Origin of the sequence: Sphingobium sp. TA15, assembly GCF_037101235.1 — a bacterium.
In the GTDB taxonomy this organism is placed as follows: Bacteria; Pseudomonadota; Alphaproteobacteria; order Sphingomonadales; family Sphingomonadaceae; genus Sphingobium; species Sphingobium indicum.
Genome location: NZ_AP025355.1, coordinates 2,638,780 through 2,658,766 on the forward strand (window position 1 = coordinate 2,638,780; position 19,987 = coordinate 2,658,766).

The window sequence follows — 19,987 nt, forward strand, 5'->3', positions numbered from 1 at the left end:
TCAAAGGCGGCCGCACTCAATCATGCTCCCGCCCACCGGCGCCCATGTAGAGCTCGCTGCCGGTCTGCCGGAAGATTTCGCTCATCTCGGCCATGCCCTTTTCGGCATCCTCCGCCGCGATGAAGCTGTCCGCAGGCTGGTTCTGCTTCGCGGCGAAATCGCGCACTTCCTGGGTGATCTTCATCGAACAGAATTTGGGGCCGCACATGGAGCAGAAATGCGCGCTCTTCGCGCCCTCCGCAGGCAGCGTCTGGTCGTGATATTTCTCCGCCGTGTCGGGGTCGAGCGACAGGTTGAACTGGTCGCGCCAGCGGAATTCGAAGCGGGCGCGGCTGAGCGCATCGTCGCGGACCTTCGCGGCGGGATGGCCCTTGGCCAGGTCGGCGGCGTGGGCGGCCAGCTTATACGTCACCACGCCCACTTTCACGTCATCGCGGTCGGGCAGGCCCAGATGCTCCTTGGGCGTGACGTAGCAGAGCATCGCCGTGCCGTACCAGCCGATCATCGCCGCGCCGATGCCGCTGGTGATATGGTCGTAACCCGGCGCGATGTCGGTGGTGAGCGGCCCGAGCGTGTAGAAGGGCGCCTCTCCGCAGGCTTCCAGCTGCTTGTCCATATTCTGCTTGATCTTGTGCATCGGCACATGGCCGGGGCCTTCGATCATCACCTGCACATCCTGTTCCCAGGCGCGCTTGGTGAGTTCGCCCAGCGTGTAGAGTTCGGCGAACTGCGCCTCGTCATTGGCGTCGGCGATGGAGCCGGGACGCAGGCCGTCGCCCAGCGAATAGGCGATGTCATACGCCTTCATGATCTCGGTGATCTCGTCGAAATATTCGTAGAGGAACGATTCCCTGTGATGGGCGAGGCACCATTTCGCCATGATCGACCCGCCGCGCGAGACGATGCCGGTGACGCGCTTCGCCGTCATCGGGATATAGGGCAGGCGCACGCCCGCATGGATGGTGAAATAGTCGACGCCCTGTTCGGCCTGTTCGATCAGCGTGTCGCGGAAGATGTCCCAGGTCAGTTCCTCGGCGATGCCGCCGACCTTCTCCAGCGCCTGGTAGATGGGCACGGTGCCGATGGGCACGGGCGAGTTGCGCATGATCCATTCGCGGGTGTCATGGATGTTGCGGCCGGTCGACAGGTCCATCACCGTGTCGGCGCCCCAGCGGATCGACCAGACCAGCTTGTCGACTTCGCTCGCCACGTCGGAGGCGACGGCGCTGTTGCCGATATTGGCGTTGATCTTCACCAGGAAGTTGCGGCCGATGGCCATCGGCTCCGATTCCGGGTGGTTGATGTTGCTGGGGATGATGGCGCGGCCGCGGGCGACCTCTTCGCGGACGAATTCGGGCGTCACATAGTCGGGGATGGACGCGCCCCAGTCATGGCCGTCGCGGACATATTCGGCCAGGCGGGCGCGGCCCAGATTCTCGCGCTCCGCCACATATTCCATCTCCGGCGTGATGATGCCGCGGCGGGCATAGTGCATCTGGCTGACATTCGCTCCGGCCTTGGCGCGCAGGGGCCGCTTGACCGTGTTGGGGAAGGCCTGGACGCCGCCGCTACGGTCGGGGCCTTTCAAGCCGTTATCTTCAGGCTGGATGGCGCGGGCGTCATATTCCTCGACATCGCCACGACCGATGATCCAGTCCCGGCGCAGTGCGGGAAGACCGGCCATGATGTCGATGCGGGCGTTGGGATCGGTATAGGGACCGGACGTGTCGTAAACGCGGACCGGTGCTTCACCGCTGCCGGGTTCCAGGTCGATTTCCCGCATGGCGACCTTGAGCGGGCCGACATGGATCTTGCGCGAACCACGGATGGGGCCGGTGGTGACGCGCATCTCTGTTCGTGCTGGTATGTCTGCCATTTGGGTTCCTTTCAGGCGATGACGGTGACGCGGCCCGTGAGACCGGCGAGGAAGAGGAGGACGCCGAGGACGATGCTGACCATCGCCCAGGCGCGGGTGAAGTTGAGCGACCAGCGGCCGATCTTGATAAGGGGGCCGGGAACGGCGAGCAGCAGCGCGCCTTCGACCAGCGCGGCATAGCCGATGGCAGAGACGATGATCGACAGCGGATCGCGCCAGATGCTGTGGATCAGCACCAGCGCCGCGCCGACCGCGAAGACCGGAAAGCCCAGCGCCATCACCAGCCCCGGCGAGCGTTCCAGATCGTCCATCATCTGCCGCCAGCGCCGGGGCGCGGTGAGGCCGCCCATGCCGACGACGATCATGTAGAGGCCGATGGCTTCGGCCAGGCGCAGGGTCAGAACGGAAACCGTGTCCATGTCGTGCCGTCCTCCTTTCGCGCTCTGGGGCGGAGGACGGGCGCGGGCTGCCGGATGCGGACGGCCCTTCCCTCCCTACGCCGGTCTTATCCGGATCAGGTTCAGCGGGTCGCGGCCACGTCAGCCGCCTCTCAACCGTCTGTGGACGGTCCCCCGGGGATGTCCCGCATGTAGCCGATGCCGGGCGCGAGCGAAAGCCCCGTTGTGGCGCTGGACAGCAGACGGGCTTTTCCGCTTTAGTAATTGCGATGAAGCATCCCGATCTGTCGACGAAGGAAGGGCGCAAGGCGCACCGGCATGAGATGCGCATGGTGGCGGTCAGGCCGCGCCGATGGGGATTATGGCTGCTGACGGCGGGGTTCCTGATGGTGCTGGCGCCCTCCGCCTTGAACCTGCACAGCCTGTTCGGGCTTTGGCCGCCGATGCTGGGGGCGATCTGCATCATCATGGGCGTTCCGTTGCTGGCGGCGAGCGTGGTGCTCAAGCGGCGCTATCTGCGGCAGAGGATGGCCGGGCAGGCGATGGTGGGGCGGATCAAGGGGTGAGATTTCGGCCGTTTTCCGCCGAAGTTCACACCATATGCGCGCGCGTGCCCGCGCGCGCGTGAGCATGGGCGCCATGCGTCCGGACGTTTCAAAGAGAGATGCTGCCTATGCCGGCCGGAGCGGAATAGGACAGGCCAAATCCGCCTGCGTTGGAAAAATAGGACATTTTTTCAGGGAACTGTCGCCTTTGGGTTACGCATGATCCGGGTCGGCGATGCGGGGAGGAGAAGGCGCGGTTCCGGTCGGGGCGGGAAGAAAGTCGGCCTTCCGCCCATCGCCCCGTTCAGATCATCCGCCGCAGCACGCCATCCTTCAGGATGAAATGATGCCGCATCGCCGCCAGCCCGTGCAGGACCAGCAGCGCCGCCCAGGCGAAACCCAATATCTCATGCGCTTCGCCTGAAATTCCGACGATCGCATCGCCCTTCGCCACGGCGAATTTCGGCACGTCGAACAGGAAGAACCAGTTCAAGGGCCGGTCTCCGGCGGAGATCATGATCCATCCGGTCAGCGGCAGGACGAGCATGAAGGCGTAGAAGGCGAAATGCGTGGCATGGGCCGCGCCCCTTTCCCAGGCCGGCATTCCGGCCGGCAGCGCCGGCGCCCTGCGGGTGAAGCGCCACAATATGCGCGCGACCGCCAATGCCAGGACGGTCAGCCCGATCGATTTATGGACGGGCATCACCTTCCAGTCCCGCGGCAAGGCATCGTGCGCGAAGCCCAGGAACAGGTTGAAGAGGATGAGGATCGCCATGATCCAGTGCAGCGCGCGAGCGACGTTACCGTAGCGATCCATCCCTTACTCCTGTCTGATCGTTACCCCTGACGATTGGCGACCAGATTATCCACCACCGACGGGTCGGCAAGTGTACTAATGTCCCCCAGCGCCTGTGCCGACACCTCGCCCTCCGCGATCTTGCGCAGGATGCGGCGCATGATCTTGCCCGAACGGGTCTTGGGCAGGCCCGGCGCGAACTGGATGACGTCGGGCGTCGCGATCGGCCCGATTTCGCCGCGCACCCATTTGACCAGCGCCTGGCGCAGTTCGTCGCTTGCTTCCTCGCCGCTGTTCAGCGTCACATAGGCGTAGATGCCCTGCCCCTTGATGTCGTGCGGAAAGCCGACCACCGCCGCCTCGGCCACCGCCTCATGCAGCACCAGCGCGCTTTCGACCTCCGCCGTGCCCATGCGGTGGCCCGACACGTTGATGACGTCGTCGACGCGGCCGGTGATCCAATAATAGCCGTCCTCGTCCCGCCGCGCCCCGTCGCCGGTGGTGTATTTGCCGGGGAAGGTGGTGAAATAGGTCTGGAAGAAGCGCTCATGATCGCCCCAGACCGTGCGCATCTGCCCCGGCCAGCTTTGCGCGATGACCAGATTGCCCTCCGCCGCGCCATCCAGCACCTTGCCCTCCGCATCCACGATCTGCGGCACGACGCCGGGCATGGGCAGGGTGGCGGAGCCGGGCTTGAGGTCGGTCGCCCCCGGCATCGGCGCGATCATGGCCGCGCCCGTCTCCGTCTGCCACCAGGTGTCGATGATCGGGCAGCGATCCTCGCCCACGACATGATGATACCAGCGCCAGGCTTCGGGATTGATCGGTTCGCCCACCGTGCCCAGCAGGCGCAGCGAGGCGCGGCTGGTCCGGGTCACGAAATCGTCCCCCTCCTTCATCAGCGCGCGCAGCGCCGTGGGCGCGGTGAAGATGGTCTGCACCTGGTGCCGGTCCACCACTTCCCAGATGCGGCTGGGCGTCGGATGGTTGGGCACGCCCTCATATATCAGCGTCGTCGCGCCGTTCGCCAGCGGGCCGTAGACGATATAGCTGTGCCCCGTGACCCAGCCTATGTCCGCCGCGCACCAGTAGATGTCGCCCGGCCGATAGTCGAAGCACAGTTCATGCGTCAGGCTGGCCCAGAGCAGATAGCCGCCGGTCGTGTGCAGCACGCCCTTGGGCTTGCCCGTCGAGCCAGACGTGTAGAGGATGAACAAAGGGTCTTCCGCGTTCATCGGCTCGGCCGGGCAGTCGGCGGATACCCTGGCCGCTTCTTCATGCAGCCACAGGTCGCGGCCTTCCTCCATGGCGATGGCGCCGCCGGTCGCCTGGACGACGACGACCTTGCGGACGCTGGTGCACAGCTTGAGCGCCGCGTCGACATTGGCCTTGAGCGGCACCTTCCTGCCGGCGCGGCAGCCCTCGTCGGCGGTGATGACCAGCGTCGAATCGCAATCGGCGATGCGCCCGGCCAGCGCCTCGGGCGAGAAACCGCCGAACACGACGCTGTGGATCGCGCCGATGCGGGCGCAGGCGAGCAGGGCGAAGGCGGCCTCCGGAATCATCGGCATATAGACGGTAATGCGGTCGCCCTTCTTCGCGCCCGCGGCCTTCAGCACATTGGCGAAGCGGCAGACCTGCTCATGCACCTCCGCATAGGTGAAGCGGCGCGGCTGCGCGTCCGGCGAATCCGGTTCCCAGATGATCGCGGTCTGGTCGCCCCTGGTGGCCAAATGCCGATCGATGCAGTTGGCGCTGACGTTCAGCACGCCGTCGGCAAACCATTTCACGCCGAAATCGGCCTCGTCGAAGCTGCTCTCATTGGTCTTCGCGGGAAAGTTCACCCAGTCGAGCCGCCCCGCCTGCTCCAGCCAATAGGCGTGGGCATCCTCGACCGACCGCGCATAATCCGCCGCGCGCCGATCCCGATCGAACAGCGCGGAGGCCGCCCATTCGGCAGGAACCGGGAAAAAATCGTCAGACATGGCGCGCATCCTTTCCTTTGCGAAACCCTCGCTTGCGCAACTCCCTAGAACATCGCGCGGAAAAGTGGGAATTGGTTTTCCGCTTGAAACGACGCGACGCCAAAAAGGCGGAGCGCCACTTCCTGCCCCTTCGACATGCTCAGGACAGGCTTGATCCGGGGTTCCGCTGCCTTTTAGGCGCTGGGTTACAAGAAAAGCGGGACCCCGGGTCAAGCCCGGGGTGACGAATAGGGGCCGGGTTTGCGAATAGGGGCCGGGTTGCGAATAGGGAAACGTCCGCCGATGCCCAGATCACTCGGTCCGCCCCGTCTGGAATTTGTCCACGCACCCCAGCCAAGGGGGCAGCCGCAGGAAGATGGGATCTCGCTTCCCGCGCCGCGGTTTCGACCGTGGCCGGCCGGGATTTGAGCGGCATCCGCCATTTGCCGCTTTTCGCAAGGGCCTGCCCGGCCTAACAGGAGGGGAATATGTGGCAACTTTTCCAATTTCCGCTCTGCCCCTTTTCCCGCAAGGTCCGCCTGCTGCTCGGCGAGAAGGGCGTGGGTTACGACCTTGTGCGCGAATCGCCCTGGGAGGGACGCGACGAGTTCCTCGACCTCAATCCGGCCGGCACGACGCCGGTGATGGTCGATCAGGAAAAGGGCGTCACCCTGATCGACAGCCAGGCGATCTGCGAATATTTCGAGGAGACGGTGGAGAAATTCCCGCTGATCTCCGGCACGGCGGCCGGCCGGGCGGAGGTGCGGCGGCTGACCGCCTTTTTCGACCAGAATTTCTACGGCGACGTCGTCGGCCCGCTGCTGCACGAGCGGATGAAGAAGCGCCTGATCGAGCGCGCGCCGCCCGATGCCCGCGTGCTGCGGGAGGCGATGAAGCGGGCCAACGTCCATATGGACTATATGGACTATCTGCTCGACCATCGCGCCTGGATGGCGGGGGGAACGCTGAGCCTGGCCGACATCGCGGCGGCGGCCCATCTTTCCGTGGCCGATTATCTGGGCGGCATCGACTGGGCCGGGCATGAGACGGTGAAGCGCTGGTATGCGGGCTTCAAGTCGCGTCCGTCCTTCCGGCCCCTGCTGTCGGAGCGGATGGAGGTGATCACCCCGCCGCCCCATTATGAAAAGCCGGATTTTTGAGGCAGGCATTCCCCTCCCGCCTGCGGGAGGGGGAGAGGGCGGTCAATCCAGTTCGGCGGCCAGGTAGACCCGGTTGCGGCCATGTTCCTTGGCCAGGTAGAGCGCCCGGTCCGCCGCTTTGAGCGCGGCGCGGGGGTCTTCATAGGCCAGCACATTGGCGACTCCGGCGGAAAAGCTGACCCTTTCCATCCGCTCGCCATTGGAACGGTTGACGAGGCTGCGGGTGGACAGATCCTGCCGCACGCCGTCCACCGCCTCGCAGGCTTCGGCCGCCGTCTTGCCGCGGAACAGCATGACGAATTCCTCGCCGCCATGGCGCGCGACATGGCATTGGTCGTTGCTTGCCTTTGAGAGCAGTCCCGCCACGAATTTCAGCACCCGGTCGCCGGTGTCGTGGCCATGGGTGTCGTTGATCAGCTTGAAATGGTCGATGTCGCAAAAGGCGACGGCCAGCGGCTGCCCCTCCTTCTGCGCCTGGGCCAGTTCCTCGCGCAGCGTGCCTTCGAAGGCGCGGCGATTGGGCAGGCCGGTCAGATGGTCGTGCTCGGCGGCGCGGCGCGCGCTTTCCAGATTGGATTTCAGGAGTTGCGTCTGCTTCTGATTGTCGCGAAGCTGTGTTTCGACCTGCCGGGTCTTTTCCACCATGGACCGGGTCAGCGCCACCAGGCGCGCCAGCACCGGCTGGCTGTCCGATCCGGCGGCCAGGCCCTTCACCTCTTCCTGCAACGCCGCGCCATAATCCTTGGCGGAATTGCGCGATTCGGTCATCAGGCCGGTGAATTGCGACAGATTTTCCTCGACCTTGTCGAGCATGGAGGCAAGCGCTTCGGGCGTGACTTCGTCGTTGCGCTGTTCGGCGGCGACATTTTCGACCCAGCCGTTGGTGATCTTGCCGCGTTCGGTCAGCACCGCCTTCACGGCCTTTTCCACGCCGATATGCGATCCGGTCAGATAATCATGGGCCACGCCGAAATTGAGCGGCGTCAGGTCCAGGTCATGGGCGAAAAGGAAGTCGCCTATATCCTCGTACAGCTTGCGGCGCCGGATGATTTCCCGGCTGGAAGCGCTGCCGTGCCGGGCGCGCTGCGGCTGCTCCGGCAGGTCCATGGCTTCGTCGTCGGCCTTGCCGGACAGGCCGCGGGCCCAGCGGGCCAGGCGGTCGGTCAGACCATGTTGCGCGTTTGCGGAAGATGATGCCCCAGTCATGCCCGCTAGAACGACCGGGAATAAACAAGGTTAAGGACGCCCCAAGCGAAAAGCGCCAAGACCTTGATCGACCATGATTATATGTCCGCGCCGATCAGCCAGTCGCGGAAAATCCGCACCGCCCGAGTTTGCAGCGCGCGCGGGCGGCAGACGAAGAAATAGCGATAGGGGCTTTCGACCCGATGTTCGGGAAACAGCCGGACCAGCCGCGAATCCTGCGCTTCATTATAATGGCTGGCGTGCATGACGGCGATGCCCAGGCCCTGGGCCGCCGCCTCCAGCATCAACTGGCCGGAATCATAATTGTCGATCGCCAGCGGTTGCAGGTCGGGCAGGTGCACCGTGTCCTTCCACGCATCGAAGGCGAGCGCCATGTCGCGATGCAGCAGCACCGTGTGGTTGGCCAGCTCCTGCGGGGCGGTCAGCGCGTTCGGCGCCTCCAGCAATGCCTTGCGCCCGATCAGATAGACCTCGTCATGGTCCAGTTCATGGGCGTAGAGCGCGGGATCGATGTCCTTCGCCAGCACGATCGCCGCATCCAGCCCCTCGCCCAGGCGGGCCACGGCATAGGGGGTGGTCTCTATGTCGATGTGAAGCTGCGGATGCCGCTGGCGCAGCGCGCCCAGGTGCGGAAACAGCCGCTGCGTCGCGAACAGCGGCATGACCGCCAGCCTGAGGCGCAACTGGTTGCCGCCGCTCTGGATATTCTCCAGCGCCTGGCTCAGCGAATCGAGCGCCGGGGCGATGTCGTCCAGCAGCCGCTGCCCGTCCGCGTTGATCTCCAGCGCCTGATGCTTGCGGTCGAACAGCGGGCGGCCGATGAACCGCTCCAGCGCCTGCACCCGCCGGCTGAGCGCGGGTGTCGAGAGCGCGAGTTCCTCCGCCGCCGCCTTGACCGATCCAAGGCGGGCGACCTGAACGAAGGCCTCCAGGGCCGTAAGGGGCGGCAATCTACGCATAAACCGTCATGTTCATCCGGCCGGTCCGCTGCGACGCGTCATCGCTTCTTTTCGAACGGCGCGCAAACCGGCTCCAAGCATCCTTCTTCCACTGAGCAGCAAAACAGGGTGGTTGGCAAGATGCAAAAATTGCAACTCCTCTATTCTTTTCGCACTTGCGAAAATACATCCCGCAGTGCACATAGAAAAGGCCTTTCAGGCATCCTCTCCTAGAAACTTTCAGGGCTGGCCTTCGGACCAGCCCTTTTTTTATTCGTCCCGAGGCTGTCCATGGCCCCTTTCCGTCCGCCGCGACGTTCCCTATCTCGTTACGCAGCGAACGGAACGGGGAAGGCGAAGTGGCCGAAGAAGACACCGCAGGACGCAGGATACAGGTGGCCAACGCCCGGCCGGAGGATGCGGGGCGCGGCCTTGCCCGGCTGCCGCTGGCGGTGATGGCGGAACTCCACCTTGCCGAAGGGGATGTGGTGGAGATCGCGGGCAAGCGGTCCACCCCCGCGCGCGTGGTCCGGCCCTACAAGGAGGATGAGGGGCTGGACGTCCTTCGCCTCGACGGGCTTCAGCGGGCCAATGCGGGCGTCGGATCGGGCGACTTCGTGGTCATCCGGAAGGTCGATCCCCGCCCCGCCCAGCGCGTCGTCTTCGCGCCTGCACAAAACAATCTGCGGTTGCAGGGCAATCCCGAAGCGTTGAAGCGGGTTTTCTTCCAGCGGCCGCTGGCGTCCGGCGATGTCGTCGCGACCGCGGGACAGCAGCAGGTGCCCCCCGGCGACATGCCGCCCCAGTTGCGCCAGATGCTGGCCGCGCCCGCCTATGCCCTGCAGGAGATTCGCCTGGTCGTGGTGTCGACGGTGCCGAAGGGCGTCGTCCATATCGACGCGGAGACCGAGGTCGAACTGCGCGCCGAATATGAGGAGCCCCGCGAATCCCGACGGGCCGACGTCACCTATGACGATGTCGGCGGCATGGCCGAGGCCATCGACCAGTTGCGCGAGATGGTGGAACTGCCGCTGCGCTATCCCGAACTGTTCGAGCGGCTGGGCGTCGATCCGCCCAAGGGGGTGCTGCTCCACGGCCCGCCCGGCACCGGCAAGACCCGGCTGGCCCGCGCCGTCGCCAATGAATCGGAGGCCGAATTCTTCCTGATCAACGGTCCGGAGATCATGGGGTCGGCCTATGGCGAATCGGAAAAGCAGCTTCGCGAGATTTTCGAGGCGGCGGCCAAGGCGGCCCCGTCGATCCTGTTCATCGACGAGATCGATTCCATCGCGCCCAAGCGCGGCAATGTGACTGGCGAGACGGAAAAGCGGTTGGTCGCGCAATTGCTGACGCTGATGGACGGGCTGGAGCCGCGCACCAACCTGGTCGTCATCGCCGCCACCAACCGGCCGGAGGCGATTGACGAGGCGCTGCGCCGTCCCGGCCGTTTCGACCGGGAGATCATCGTCGGCGTGCCCGACGAGCGCGGGCGGCGGGAGATATTGGGCATCCACACCCGCGGCATGCCGCTGGCCGACGGCGTCGACCTGGGCGAACTGGCGCGCATGACCTACGGCTTTGTCGGTGCGGATCTGGCGGCGCTGACCCGCGAGGCCGCGATCGAAACCGTGCGCCGCTTCATGCCCCGGCTCAACCTGGAGGAGGGAACGATCCCGCCCGACGTGCTGGAGGAACTGTCCGTAGCGCGCGACGATTTCATGGCCGCGATCAAGCGCGTCCAGCCCTCCGCCATGCGCGAGGTGATGGTCCAGGCGCCGAACATCGGCTGGGCCGACATAGGCGGGCTGGACGAAGCGCAGATGCGGTTGAAGGAAGGGGTGGAACTGCCGCTGAAAGACCCTGACGCCTTCCGCCGCATCGGCATCCGCCCGGCCAAGGGCTTCCTGCTATACGGCCCGCCCGGCACCGGCAAGACGCTGCTGGCGAAGGCCGTGGCGCGGGAAGCGCAGGCCAATTTCATCGCCACCAAATCGTCCGACCTGCTCAGCAAATGGTATGGGGAGAGCGAACAGCAGATCGCCCGCCTCTTCGCCCGCGCCAGGCAGGTCGCTCCGACCGTCATCTTCATCGACGAACTGGACAGCCTGGTCCCGGCGCGGGGCGGGGGCCTGGGCGAACCGCAGGTGACGGAGCGGGTGGTGAACACCATATTGGCCGAGATGGACGGGCTGGAGGAATTGCAGTCCGTGGTCGTCATCGGCGCGACCAACCGGCCGACCCTGATCGATCCGGCGCTGTTGCGGCCGGGCCGGTTCGACGAGCTGATCTATGTCCCCGTGCCGGATCAGGCGGGGCGCAGGCGGATATTGTCCATCCATACCGGCAAGATGCCGCTGGCTGACGATGTCGATCTGGACCTGCTGGCCGAGCGGACCGAGCGCTTCACCGGCGCCGACCTGGAGGATATGGTCCGCCGCGCAGGTCTGGTCGCGCTGCGCCAGTCGCTGTCGGTCGACAAGGTCAGCCAGGCGCATTTCGACGCGGCGCTGGAGGACACCCGCGCCTCCGTCACGCCGGAGATGGAGCGCGAATATGAGCAGATACAGGCGACGCTGAAGCAGAGCGTGATGCAGATCGATCCGATCGGCTTCGTGTCGCCCGGCATGCTGCGGGGGCGCGCCAGGGATTGATCACATAGATACAATGTTTTCCTGTGAAGGCAGGAACACGGAGGGTCTCAACGCTCCACCTATTTACCCCCTCCCCGCGAAGGCGCTTGCATGCCCGTGCGATTTTTGCGAGTCGACGGGCAAGGCAGACAGGCGAGAATGAATGGCCTCCATTCCTTTGAAGAAGAAAAATCGGGTTCTTCCCGGCAAGCGATCCTCCACCTTCCTGGGTCAATGGAGCATGTTCTTCCGGCAGTTCATCAAGCATCCGGGCATGATCGGGTCGGTCATCCCGTCATCGCGGCAGCTGGTCGACAGCATGCTGGAGGGCGTGGATTGGCAGCGGACCCGGCTGTTCGTGGAATATGGGCCGGGCGTCGGCACCTTCACGCGGCCCATATTGGACAGGCTGCATCCTGACGCGACGCTGCTCGCCATCGACCTCAATCTCGATTTCGTCGCCTATCTGGAGGCGGAGATCGCCGATCCCCGGCTGCGCATCGTCCACGGCTCCGCCGCCGACGTCCGCCGCTTCATCAAGGAAGCGGGCTATGCCCAGGCGGACTATGTCCTGTCCGGCATTCCCTTCTCCACCCTGCCCGACGGCGTGGGGCAGGCGATCTGCGCGGAAACCCGGTCGGTCCTGAAGGATGGCGGGGCTTTCCTGGTCTATCAATATTCCGGCTATATGCGCCGCCTGCTCTCCCCCCTGTTCGAGGAGATTCGGGAGCGGGTGGAATGGCGCAACATCCCGCCCTGCCGGATGTTCGTCGCGATGAAGCGGGAAATCCTGGCCCAGGCAGCCTGATGCTTTCGGCCTGATGCTTTTGCTTCCCCACTGAATTAACTATATTTTTGCGAATTTTTCGCGGCTGCGGCGCGCCTATACCCTGTTTGGGGTATGCGCTGGCCCGGACGCCTCGCTAGGCGAGCGGAATAGGCAGTTCCTTCTGCCTGCTGGCAGCCGGGCCATATTGCGACCCATGGCCCGGTTGTCGGCTTCAGGCTTCATCGACTTGCCGCGGCCGCAACGACGGTTTCGCTTTCACCCGCTTCATGATAAGCCCCGGCGCGAAACACGGCGAGATAGTTGATGAACGACCTGACCCAGACCCCTGAAATGCTGATCGCGACCCTGGGCGCGCGCGCGCGCGCCGCTGCGGCGCAGCTTTCCACCGCCAGCGACGCGCAGAAGATCGACGCGCTGCGCCGCGCCGCGCAGGCACTGCGGGACCAGGCGCCGCAGATCATCGCCGCCAATGCCCGCGACATGGAAAATGCCGCCGCCAACGGCCTGTCGCCCGCGATGCTCGACCGGCTGAAGCTGGACGAGGACCGCGTCCTCGCGACGGCGGCGGGCGTGGATCAGGTGGCCGCGCTGGACAATCCGCTGGGCAGCGTGATCGACCGGCTGGTTCGCCCCAACGGCATGGAGCTTTCCCGCGTCCGCGTGCCGCTGGGCGTGATCGGCATCATCTATGAAAGCCGCCCCAATGTGACCGCCGACGCGGCCGCGCTCTGCCTGCGCGCCGGAAACGCCGTGATCCTGCGCGGCGGCAGCGAGGCGAAGGAAAGCAACCGCGCCATCCACGCCGCGATGGTGGAGGGCATCGTCGCCGCGGGCCTGCCCGCCGACGCGGTGCAACTGGTCCCCACCACGGACCGCGCCGCCGTGGGCGCGCTGCTGAAGGCCGCCGAGTTCATCGACCTGATCGTCCCCCGCGGCGGCAAGAGCCTGGTCGCCCGCGTGCAGGAAGAGGCGCGGGTGCCCGTGCTCGCCCATCTGGACGGCATCAACCACAGCTATGTCGACGGCGCGGCCGATCCCGACATGGCGCTCAAGCTGGTGGTGAACGCCAAGATGCGCCGCACCGGCATTTGCGGCGCGACCGAGACGGTGCTGATCGACAAGGGCTTCGCGCAAGCGCCCTCCATCGTGAACGCGCTGCTCGACGCCAAGTGCGAAGTGCGCGGCGACGAGGCCGTGCAGGCGCTGGACAGCCGCGTGGTCGCCGCGTCGGACGAGGATTGGGATACGGAATATCTCGACGCCATCGTGTCGGTGCGGATGGTGGACGGGCTGGACGAAGCGCTCGCCCATATCGCCGCCCATGCCAGCCATCATACCGACGCCATCATCACCGAGGATGCGGAAAAGGCCGAGCGCTTCCTGAACGCGGTCGACAGCGCCATCGTCATGTGGAACGCCTCCACCCAGTTCGCGGACGGCGGCGAGTTCGGGCTGGGCGCGGAGATCGGCATCTCCACCGGACGCCTGCATGCGCGGGGACCGGTGGCGCTTGAGGGCCTCACCACCTACAAATGGCTGGTGCGCGGAACGGGCCAAGCGCGGCCTTAGCCTTGACCGCCTAGAGCGTGATCATCTTAGATTGAAGCGTATCCGGAGTTTCTGAGGTAGTTGGCGCATTCTGTTGGCGGGAAGTCATCCAGTAGAGAACCGATGCGCCTCCATGTTGCCTCGACCGAGCGCATTTCAGCTTTTCGGAGCAGGGTTTTGAGTTTGGCGAAGACCTGTTCGATAGGATTGAGGTCCGGGCTGTAAGGCGGCAGGAACAGCAGCTTGGCGCCGACGGCTCTGATGGCTTGCCGGACGGCCTGGCCTTTGTGGCTGCCCAGATTGTCCATGATGACGATGTCCCCTGCCGAGAGGGTCGGAACGAGGAACTGCTCGACATAGGCGGTAAAGAGCTGGCCGTTGATCGGGCCATCGAGCACGCAAGGCGCGTCGATCCGGTCATGACGAAGCGCGGCCAGGAAGGTGAGCGTGCGCCACTTTCCGAACGGCGCTTTGGCGTAGAGCCGTTCCCCACGGCGCGACCGGCCATGGGTGCGGGTCATGTTGGTTTTGGCCCAGGTCTCATCGATGAAGACAAGGCGACGAGGATCAAGCCGACCCTGATACTTCTTCCACTGCATTCGCCGCCGCGCGATCTGCGGTCGGTCCTGCTCGCTGGCGAACAGGCTTTTTTTTGAACGACAATCCCTCGCGTTCGAGGAACAGCCACAAGGCGCCGTAGCTCGCCTTCACCCCGCGCTCGACCAACTCGGCAAGCAAGCCGCGCAAGGTCAAGTCCGGCTCGGCCGCAACGCGCGCCAGCAGCCAGTCCCGCTCGGGCAGCAACACCGGTTTGCGATGTCCGCCCAGCTTGCCCGGAGCCACCCCGCCAGTCCGCCGATGACGCTGCGACCAGCGCACCGCACTGGCTACGCTCACCCCAAACTGCGCCGCTGCACCGCGCGCCGACAGGCCAGACGCCATCGCCGCCACAACGCGCTCTCTCAGATCAATCGAATAGGCTCGGCTCATCCTTGCTGTCCTCCAAACCAGCCAGCAGGTTGAATCAGAAAATCTCGCGCCCTTGAAGCCCAATTCGATTCATTCAAACAAGATCACGATCTAACCTCACCTCCGTTCGCCCTGAGCCTGTCGAAGGGCAAGGCTGAGCGAAGTCGAAGCCTTCGCTGCGCTCAGCCCGAACGGGGAGGGGGTGGCTCGCTTATCCCTTCACCACCTCATCGATCGCCTTCAGCTTTTCCAGCAGCGGCCCGACCCATTCGACCGGCAGCATCACCGGTCCGTCCGAGGGCGCGTTGTCCGGGTCGTCATGCGCCTCGGCAAAAATCGCCGCTACTCCTGCTGCCACCGCGCTCCGCGCCAGCACCGGCGCGAAGTCCCGCTGCCCGCCTGAAGCCGATCCCAGCCCGCCCGGCTGCTGCACCGAATGGGTGGCGTCGAACACCACCGGATAGCCGGTCTGCGCCATCACCGGCAGCGCGCGCATGTCGCTGACCAGCGTGTTGTAGCCGAAACTCGCCCCGCGCTCCGTCAGCAAAATCCGCTCATTGCCGGTCGATGCGACCTTCTGCGCCACCGCCGCCATGTCCCAGGGGGCCAGGAACTGCCCCTTCTTCACATTGACCACCGCCCCGGTCCGCCCCGCCGCCAGCAGCAGATCGGTCTGGCGACACAGAAAGGCCGGGATTTGCAGGATGTCCACGGCCTCTGCCGCCGCCCCGACCTGCCCGGCCTCATGCACGTCGGTCAGCACCGGCCAGCCGAAGGCCGCCTTCACCTCCGCCAATATCGCCAGCCCCGCATCGATCCCCACGCCCCGTCGCCCCGACACGGAGGTCCGGTTCGCCTTGTCGAAGGAGGATTTGAAGATGAACGGCACCCCGGCTCGTTCCGCCGCGCCGGACAGCCGCTCCGCCATCATCATCGCATGGTCGCGGCTCTCGATCTGGCAGGGGCCGGAGATCAGGATGAAGGGCAGGTCGTTGCCGACCGTCAGCGACCCGATGGAAACATGTCTGGTCATGCCGCTCACTTCGGCGCTTTCACGAAGCGGCGCAAGAGCTGCCCCCGCCACAGCCCCTTGCCGGGGTGATAATTCCAGCAGAACCAGCCGAACACAAGGCAGGCCAGCAGCGAAGGCAGGGCCATGGGATCGCCATTGTCGCGCATGTGCCGGTAAAAGGTCAGGTCCGCCCGCCACCGATCCCGCTCGCTGCCGCCGCCATTGATGCCATAGGCATTGTCATGGCGCCGACAGCCGATGTTTCGGTTGTATTTGCGGTGGTCTATGAAATAGCAATAGTCGCGTTCGGGTGTCGTCATGGCCCGATGTGGAACAGGGGCCATGGAAAAGTTCAAGCGCAAACTCTTCTATCTCGGCGGATTCGACCCGCGCGGGGTGCGTTTCTACCATCAGATGTATCGCGAGCAGGCGGAAAGCTACGCGCGCCTGTCGGGCGAAGCGGTGGAGGTGAGTGCCCGCCGCTCCGGCCCGGCCTCTTCCGCCCGCTGGACCGTCGCCAACCACAGCGCGGGGGTGGAGACCGACTATGAGTTCCTCCGCTGGGAGGATCTGGTCGGCAAGGTGTGGATTCGCAATCCGCTGCTGCTGGCATGGCGCTCCATCGCCACCTATGGCGCCCATGCCCGCCACATGCAGTTCCTGCGGATGCGGAAACTGCGTCCGGGGCCGGTCATCACCATTCTCTATCCGCCGTTGTTGGGGGTGCTGATCCCGCTGGCGCTGGCGTTGATCCCGGCGCTGTTGCTGTCGTTGCTGATGCCCTTCTGGGCCGCCGCTTTGATCGGCATCGGCATCAGCGCGCTTTTCTCCGGCCGCCTGCTCGACAAGTTGATCGTGCCCTGGCTGCTGCGCTTCATGGCATATAACCACAGCGTCGCCGCCGACGGCCCCGGCGCGGAGATGGACGCTCGCCTAGACCAGTTCGCCGCCCGCATCGCGGAGGAAATGGACGGCCCCTGGGACGAGGTCGTCTTCGCATCCCACAGCAACGGCACCATCTATGCGATGAGCGTGCTGCGCCGCCTGTTCGAACTGCGCGGCGACAGGCCGCTGCCCGCCAACTTCACCGTCCTGACGCTGGGCCAGGTGGTGCCCGTCATCGCGCTGCGCAAGGATGCCCGCTGGTATCATGCCGACCTGAAGGCACTGGACGACAAGCCCTTCCGCCTGGTCGATTTTTCCGCCCCGCCCGACGGCGCGGCCTATCATGGCGTCCATCCGATCCGGCTCGTCTCGGACCGATGCGCGGCCCGCGTGGACCTGCTTTCGCCGCGCTTCCACCTCTTCTACGATCCGGAAAATTACCATGGCGGCTGGTCGAACAAATATGAGGCGCATTTCGACTATCTGCGGGTGGGCGACCGCCTCTCGCCCGTGGACTATGTCAGCCTGACCGCGGGCCGCCGCACCATAGACGAAGCCATAGCGCAGTTCAGGACGATCCCGTGACGGACCTCTTCACCCCTCCCTATCCCGAACCGCCCCGCACCAAGCGCGGCCTGATGAAGCGCTTCCTGCGCGGCTGGCATAGCTGGATCCATGTCCTGTTCGAGAAGAGCTACACGATGAAGCTGGGCGAAATCCGCATGCCCGGCCAGACCATGTATATCGCCAACGAACTGCCGCTGGTGGACCGGATCCTGCGCGGCGGCACGGCCTATCCCAAGCATCGCGAACTGGTGCGCAACCTGTCTCCCCTGATCGGCAATTCGGTCTTTTCCGCCAATGGGGAGGATTGGGAAAGCCAGCGCGCCATGGTGAACCCGGCCTTCGCCCACACCGCGCTCAACCGATCCATGCCGCTGATGGTGGCGGCGGCCGACGACCTGCTGGCCCGGCTCGACGCGGCGGACCGTTCGAAGCCGGTCGACATCGACCCGATGATGACCCATGTGGCGGCCGACATCATCTTCCGCACGCTGTTTTCGGAGGCGCTGGACGAGCGCCGCTCCAACATCATCCACACCGCCTTCGGGAAATTCCAGCGGCTCGCCCACAGCGCCTCCATGCTGCGCCTCTACGGCTTTCCGGCGCGCTGGTTCGAGAAGCGGTCGCTTGGACCGGCCAAGGCGATCCACGACGTCTTCCGCCCCATTGTCGAGGCCCGCCACGAAGGCTTCCACCAGCGCGGGGAGGCTCCGCACGAGGACATACTCCAGTCGCTGATCGAGGCGAAGCATCCGGAAACCGGCGAACCCTTCACCCTGCAACAGGTGATGGACCAGGTCTCGACCATCTTCCTCGCCGGGCATGAGACGTCGGCCAGCACCATGACCTGGGCGCTCTACATGCTGGCGGAATGCAGCCATATCCAGAATGCCGCCCGCGCCGAAGTGTCGGAAATCGCCGAGGATGCGCCGTTCGCCGCGACGATGCTCAAGGATATGGGCGCGATCCGCAACATCTTCCGCGAAACGCTGCGTCTCTACCCGCCGGTCGCCTTCTTCCCCCGCGAAGTGACCTGCCCGATGCCGATGCGCGACAAGCAGTTGGAGGAGGGTGCGATGCTGGTGGTCGCCCCGTGGCTCACCCAGCGCAACGAGGATAATTGGGCCTGCCCGCACAGCTTCGACCCTGCCCGCTTCGACGACCCCGCCAATGCGGAAATGGTGCGCCAGGCCTGGTTTCCCTTCGGCCGTGGCCCCAGGGTCTGCATCGGCGCCGGTTTCGCCCAGCAGGAGGTGATGACCGTGATCGCCGCTGTGCTGCGCCGCTATCGCCTGTCGGTGCCCGAAGGGTTCAAGCCCGAACCGATCAGCCGCCTGACCATTCGGCCGAGGACGGGAATGAAGCTGATGTTCGACGCCGTCCCGCCCTCCGTGGATCGTCGCACCGCTTGAACCGCGCTCCCGCACGGGGCGCCTGACGTCCTCGAGCGGACCTAGACCATCTCGCCCGTCAGCAGGCGCGGCAGGGCGCCGGATTGACCGCGGGCTTCGGCCATGAATCGATTCTTGAGCAGGGAGGTGCGCTGCACCGCCGCCAGCCCGGCGCGGCGGACGAGCGAGGGGATGCGGCCCGGCACGTCGAACAGCCGCACCAGCCCGTCCATAGCCACGCTGGTCATCATCGCGTCCAGCCCGCGCCAGCGCTGATAGCGCGCCAGCAATTGCGCGTCGCCCGGATCGAGGCCGAGCCGCATGCCCTCCACCAGCACCTCCACCAGCGCGGCGACATCGCGGAAGCCCAGATTGAGGCCCTGCCCGGCGATCGGGTGGATCGCATGGGCGCTGTCCCCCACCAGCGCGAGCCGCGTGCCGGTGATCCGCGCCGCATGGTGGAAGCCCAGCGGATAGCTGGAGCGCGGCCCCGCCAGCGCGATTTCGCCCAGGAAGCCGCCCATGCGCTTCTGCGCCTCCGCCAGCCAGGCGCGCTCGGACAGTTTCAGCATCGCCGGAGCCTGATCCGTTGGCACGGTCCAGACGATGGCCGACCGCGTGCCCGGCAGCATCGGCAGCAGCGCGAAGGGGCCGCCGGGGTAGAATATCTCATAGGCCGTGTTGGCGTGCGGCACTTCATGGTCGATGGCCGTCACCATCGCGACATGCCTGTAGTTCCAGCGCGTGGTGCGAATGCCCTCCGCCTCGCGGGTCGGGCTGTTGCGGCCCTCCGCCGCGACCAGCAGCGCGCCGTGGATCGTCTCTCCGCCGGCCAGGGTCAGCGTCACGCCATCGGCATTGCGGTCGACATGCAGCGCCCGGTCGGGCTGGAAGCGGGTGAGGTGCTCCGCCTTTTCCGCCGTCTGCGCCAGGGCGACGCGCAGGTCGCGATTGGGGAACATGATCCCCATCACCCCGTCATCCGCGTCCGGCGCGAAGTCGAGCGCGCCCGGTTCCAGCCCGTCGCTGACCCAGATGCGGTCGATGGGGCAACCCTTGCCTTCGAGGCGATCGGCCACGCCTATCGCCGCCAGCATGGCGTAGCTGGTCGAACTGATGGCCGACACCCGCCCGTCGAAACCGGCGGCGGTGGTCTCCACCGGGTTGGCCGGATCGATCACGGCGCAGCGCACGCCATGTCCGGAAAGCGCGATGCCCAGGGTCAGGCCGACAAGGCCACCGCCCAATATGACGACGTCGAAGCGTTGCATGGCGGCGGTTCTAGGCGGTTGCGAGGGGATTGGGAAGGGTATCC

The 19,987-nt window shown here is 65.6% G+C and carries 17 protein-coding genes and 1 riboswitch; of the genes, 7 read left to right on the plus strand and 10 right to left on the minus strand.

What is annotated here, in order from left to right; all coding sequences use genetic code 11:
* Positions 1 to 16 precede the first annotated feature (16 nt).
* Together thiC and Sj15T_RS13110 are read right to left on the minus strand one after the other, a co-directional pair.
* Positions 17 to 1,876, minus strand: a complete 1,860-nt coding sequence (thiC, locus tag Sj15T_RS13105; protein ID WP_013041428.1) for a phosphomethylpyrimidine synthase ThiC — start codon at positions 1,874 to 1,876, stop codon at positions 17 to 19.
* 11 nt (positions 1,877 to 1,887) lie between these two features.
* Positions 1,888 to 2,295, minus strand: coding sequence for a DUF2065 family protein (locus tag Sj15T_RS13110; RefSeq protein WP_013041429.1), 408 nt, complete (start codon positions 2,293 to 2,295; stop codon positions 1,888 to 1,890).
* Positions 2,296 to 2,363: 68 nt separating this feature from the next.
* A riboswitch (TPP riboswitch) is annotated at positions 2,364 to 2,455 on the minus strand.
* 88 nt (positions 2,456 to 2,543) lie between these two features.
* Here Sj15T_RS13110 and Sj15T_RS13115 point away from each other — a divergent pair.
* On the plus strand, positions 2,544 to 2,840 hold the full coding sequence (locus Sj15T_RS13115) for a hypothetical protein (RefSeq protein WP_013041430.1): 297 nt from the start codon (positions 2,544 to 2,546) through the stop codon (positions 2,838 to 2,840).
* A 283-nt stretch (positions 2,841 to 3,123) separates the two neighbouring features.
* Here the strand turns inward: Sj15T_RS13115 and Sj15T_RS13120 are convergent, their stop codons facing one another.
* On the minus strand, positions 3,124 to 3,636 hold the full coding sequence (locus Sj15T_RS13120) for a cytochrome b (RefSeq protein WP_013041431.1): 513 nt from the start codon (positions 3,634 to 3,636) through the stop codon (positions 3,124 to 3,126).
* A gap of 20 nt (positions 3,637 to 3,656) precedes the next feature.
* On the minus strand, positions 3,657 to 5,600 hold the full coding sequence (acs, locus tag Sj15T_RS13125; RefSeq protein ID WP_041386646.1) for an acetate--CoA ligase: 1,944 nt from the start codon (positions 5,598 to 5,600) through the stop codon (positions 3,657 to 3,659).
* A gap of 467 nt (positions 5,601 to 6,067) precedes the next feature.
* Here acs and Sj15T_RS13130 point away from each other — a divergent pair, with 467 nt between their 5' ends.
* On the plus strand, positions 6,068 to 6,739 hold the full coding sequence (locus Sj15T_RS13130) for a glutathione S-transferase family protein (RefSeq protein ID WP_007684379.1): 672 nt from the start codon (positions 6,068 to 6,070) through the stop codon (positions 6,737 to 6,739).
* Positions 6,740 to 6,781: 42 nt separating this feature from the next.
* Here Sj15T_RS13130 and Sj15T_RS13135 read toward each other — a convergent pair whose 3' ends face one another.
* Both Sj15T_RS13135 and Sj15T_RS13140 read right to left on the minus strand, forming a co-directional pair.
* Entirely contained in the window at positions 6,782 to 7,945 is a 1,164-nt protein-coding gene (locus Sj15T_RS13135) for a GGDEF domain-containing protein (protein ID WP_013041434.1), read from the minus strand.
* A gap of 77 nt (positions 7,946 to 8,022) precedes the next feature.
* Positions 8,023 to 8,904 carry a LysR substrate-binding domain-containing protein gene (locus Sj15T_RS13140; RefSeq protein WP_013041435.1) on the minus strand — a complete coding sequence of 294 codons (882 nt, stop codon included), beginning with the start codon at positions 8,902 to 8,904 and terminating at the stop codon, positions 8,023 to 8,025.
* 338 nt (positions 8,905 to 9,242) lie between these two features.
* On the opposite strand from Sj15T_RS13140, the gene Sj15T_RS13145 reads away from it, so the two are divergent.
* From Sj15T_RS13145 to Sj15T_RS13155, 3 genes are all read left to right on the plus strand, one after another.
* A complete protein-coding gene (locus tag Sj15T_RS13145) occupies positions 9,243 to 11,534 on the plus strand; it encodes a CDC48 family AAA ATPase (protein ID WP_041386148.1) in 2,292 nt (763 codons plus the stop codon).
* Positions 11,535 to 11,676: 142 nt separating this feature from the next.
* Positions 11,677 to 12,321 (plus strand): methyltransferase domain-containing protein, encoded by a 645-nt coding sequence (locus Sj15T_RS13150; protein ID WP_007684375.1) that lies wholly within the window; start codon positions 11,677 to 11,679, stop codon positions 12,319 to 12,321.
* Positions 12,322 to 12,606: 285 nt separating this feature from the next.
* The gene (locus tag Sj15T_RS13155; protein WP_013041438.1) at positions 12,607 to 13,872 is read left to right on the plus strand and encodes a glutamate-5-semialdehyde dehydrogenase; all 1,266 of its coding nucleotides are present in this window, start codon (positions 12,607 to 12,609) and stop codon (positions 13,870 to 13,872) included.
* Between the two features lie 26 nt (positions 13,873 to 13,898).
* Here the strand turns inward: Sj15T_RS13155 and Sj15T_RS13160 are convergent.
* The 3 genes from Sj15T_RS13160 to Sj15T_RS13170 all read right to left on the minus strand — a co-directional run bounded on the left by Sj15T_RS13160 (position 13,899) and on the right by Sj15T_RS13170 (position 16,152).
* Positions 13,899 to 14,841, minus strand: a protein-coding gene (locus Sj15T_RS13160; protein WP_148225516.1) for an IS630 family transposase whose coding sequence is annotated in 2 segments (ribosomal slippage) — positions 13,899 to 14,504 and positions 14,506 to 14,841 — 942 coding nt in all. Because the reading frame shifts where the segments join, the coding sequence is not laid out codon by codon here.
* 190 nt (positions 14,842 to 15,031) lie between these two features.
* Complete coding sequence (kdsA, locus tag Sj15T_RS13165) at positions 15,032 to 15,853, minus strand: 3-deoxy-8-phosphooctulonate synthase (protein ID WP_041386151.1); 822 nt, start codon at positions 15,851 to 15,853, stop codon at positions 15,032 to 15,034.
* A 5-nt stretch (positions 15,854 to 15,858) separates the two neighbouring features.
* Positions 15,859 to 16,152 (minus strand): hypothetical protein, encoded by a 294-nt coding sequence (locus Sj15T_RS13170; protein ID WP_013041440.1) that lies wholly within the window; start codon positions 16,150 to 16,152, stop codon positions 15,859 to 15,861.
* 22 nt (positions 16,153 to 16,174) lie between these two features.
* On the opposite strand from Sj15T_RS13170, the gene Sj15T_RS13175 reads away from it, so the two are divergent.
* Both Sj15T_RS13175 and Sj15T_RS13180 read left to right on the plus strand, forming a co-directional pair.
* Positions 16,175 to 17,302: a hypothetical protein gene (locus tag Sj15T_RS13175; RefSeq protein ID WP_013041441.1), complete on the plus strand. Its 1,128-nt coding sequence runs from the start codon at positions 16,175 to 16,177 to the stop codon at positions 17,300 to 17,302.
* Complete coding sequence (locus tag Sj15T_RS13180) at positions 17,299 to 18,693, plus strand: cytochrome P450 (RefSeq protein WP_013041442.1); 1,395 nt, start codon at positions 17,299 to 17,301, stop codon at positions 18,691 to 18,693. The genes Sj15T_RS13175 and Sj15T_RS13180 overlap by 4 nt, the downstream gene beginning before the upstream one ends.
* A 41-nt stretch (positions 18,694 to 18,734) precedes the next feature.
* On the opposite strand, the gene Sj15T_RS13185 is transcribed toward Sj15T_RS13180, so the two are convergent.
* Positions 18,735 to 19,943: an FAD-dependent monooxygenase gene (locus Sj15T_RS13185; protein WP_013041443.1), complete on the minus strand. Its 1,209-nt coding sequence runs from the start codon at positions 19,941 to 19,943 to the stop codon at positions 18,735 to 18,737.
* Positions 19,944 to 19,987 lie beyond the last annotated feature (44 nt).

Excerpts from the sequence above, each read along its gene's own strand:
- Sj15T_RS13135 (WP_013041434.1), bottom strand. The coding sequence starts at position 7,945 with ATGACTGGGGCATCATCTTCCGCAAACGCGCAACATGGTCTGACCGAC.
- kdsA (WP_041386151.1), bottom strand. The coding sequence starts at position 15,853 with ATGACCAGACATGTTTCCATCGGGTCGCTGACGGTCGGCAACGACCTG.
- Sj15T_RS13115 (WP_013041430.1), top strand. The coding sequence starts at position 2,544 with ATGAAGCATCCCGATCTGTCGACGAAGGAAGGGCGCAAGGCGCACCGG.
- Sj15T_RS13120 (WP_013041431.1), bottom strand. The coding sequence starts at position 3,636 with ATGGATCGCTACGGTAACGTCGCTCGCGCGCTGCACTGGATCATGGCG.
- Sj15T_RS13110 (WP_013041429.1), bottom strand. The coding sequence starts at position 2,295 with ATGGACACGGTTTCCGTTCTGACCCTGCGCCTGGCCGAAGCCATCGGC.
- Sj15T_RS13170 (WP_013041440.1), bottom strand. The coding sequence starts at position 16,152 with ATGACGACACCCGAACGCGACTATTGCTATTTCATAGACCACCGCAAA.
- thiC (WP_013041428.1), bottom strand. The coding sequence starts at position 1,876 with ATGGCAGACATACCAGCACGAACAGAGATGCGCGTCACCACCGGCCCC.
- Sj15T_RS13130 (WP_007684379.1), top strand. The coding sequence starts at position 6,068 with ATGTGGCAACTTTTCCAATTTCCGCTCTGCCCCTTTTCCCGCAAGGTC.
- Sj15T_RS13140 (WP_013041435.1), bottom strand. The coding sequence starts at position 8,904 with ATGCGTAGATTGCCGCCCCTTACGGCCCTGGAGGCCTTCGTTCAGGTC.
- Sj15T_RS13175 (WP_013041441.1), top strand. The coding sequence starts at position 16,175 with ATGGAAAAGTTCAAGCGCAAACTCTTCTATCTCGGCGGATTCGACCCG.
- Sj15T_RS13150 (WP_007684375.1), top strand. The coding sequence starts at position 11,677 with ATGGCCTCCATTCCTTTGAAGAAGAAAAATCGGGTTCTTCCCGGCAAG.
- Sj15T_RS13155 (WP_013041438.1), top strand. The coding sequence starts at position 12,607 with ATGAACGACCTGACCCAGACCCCTGAAATGCTGATCGCGACCCTGGGC.
- acs (WP_041386646.1), bottom strand. The coding sequence starts at position 5,600 with ATGTCTGACGATTTTTTCCCGGTTCCTGCCGAATGGGCGGCCTCCGCG.
- Sj15T_RS13185 (WP_013041443.1), bottom strand. The coding sequence starts at position 19,943 with ATGCAACGCTTCGACGTCGTCATATTGGGCGGTGGCCTTGTCGGCCTG.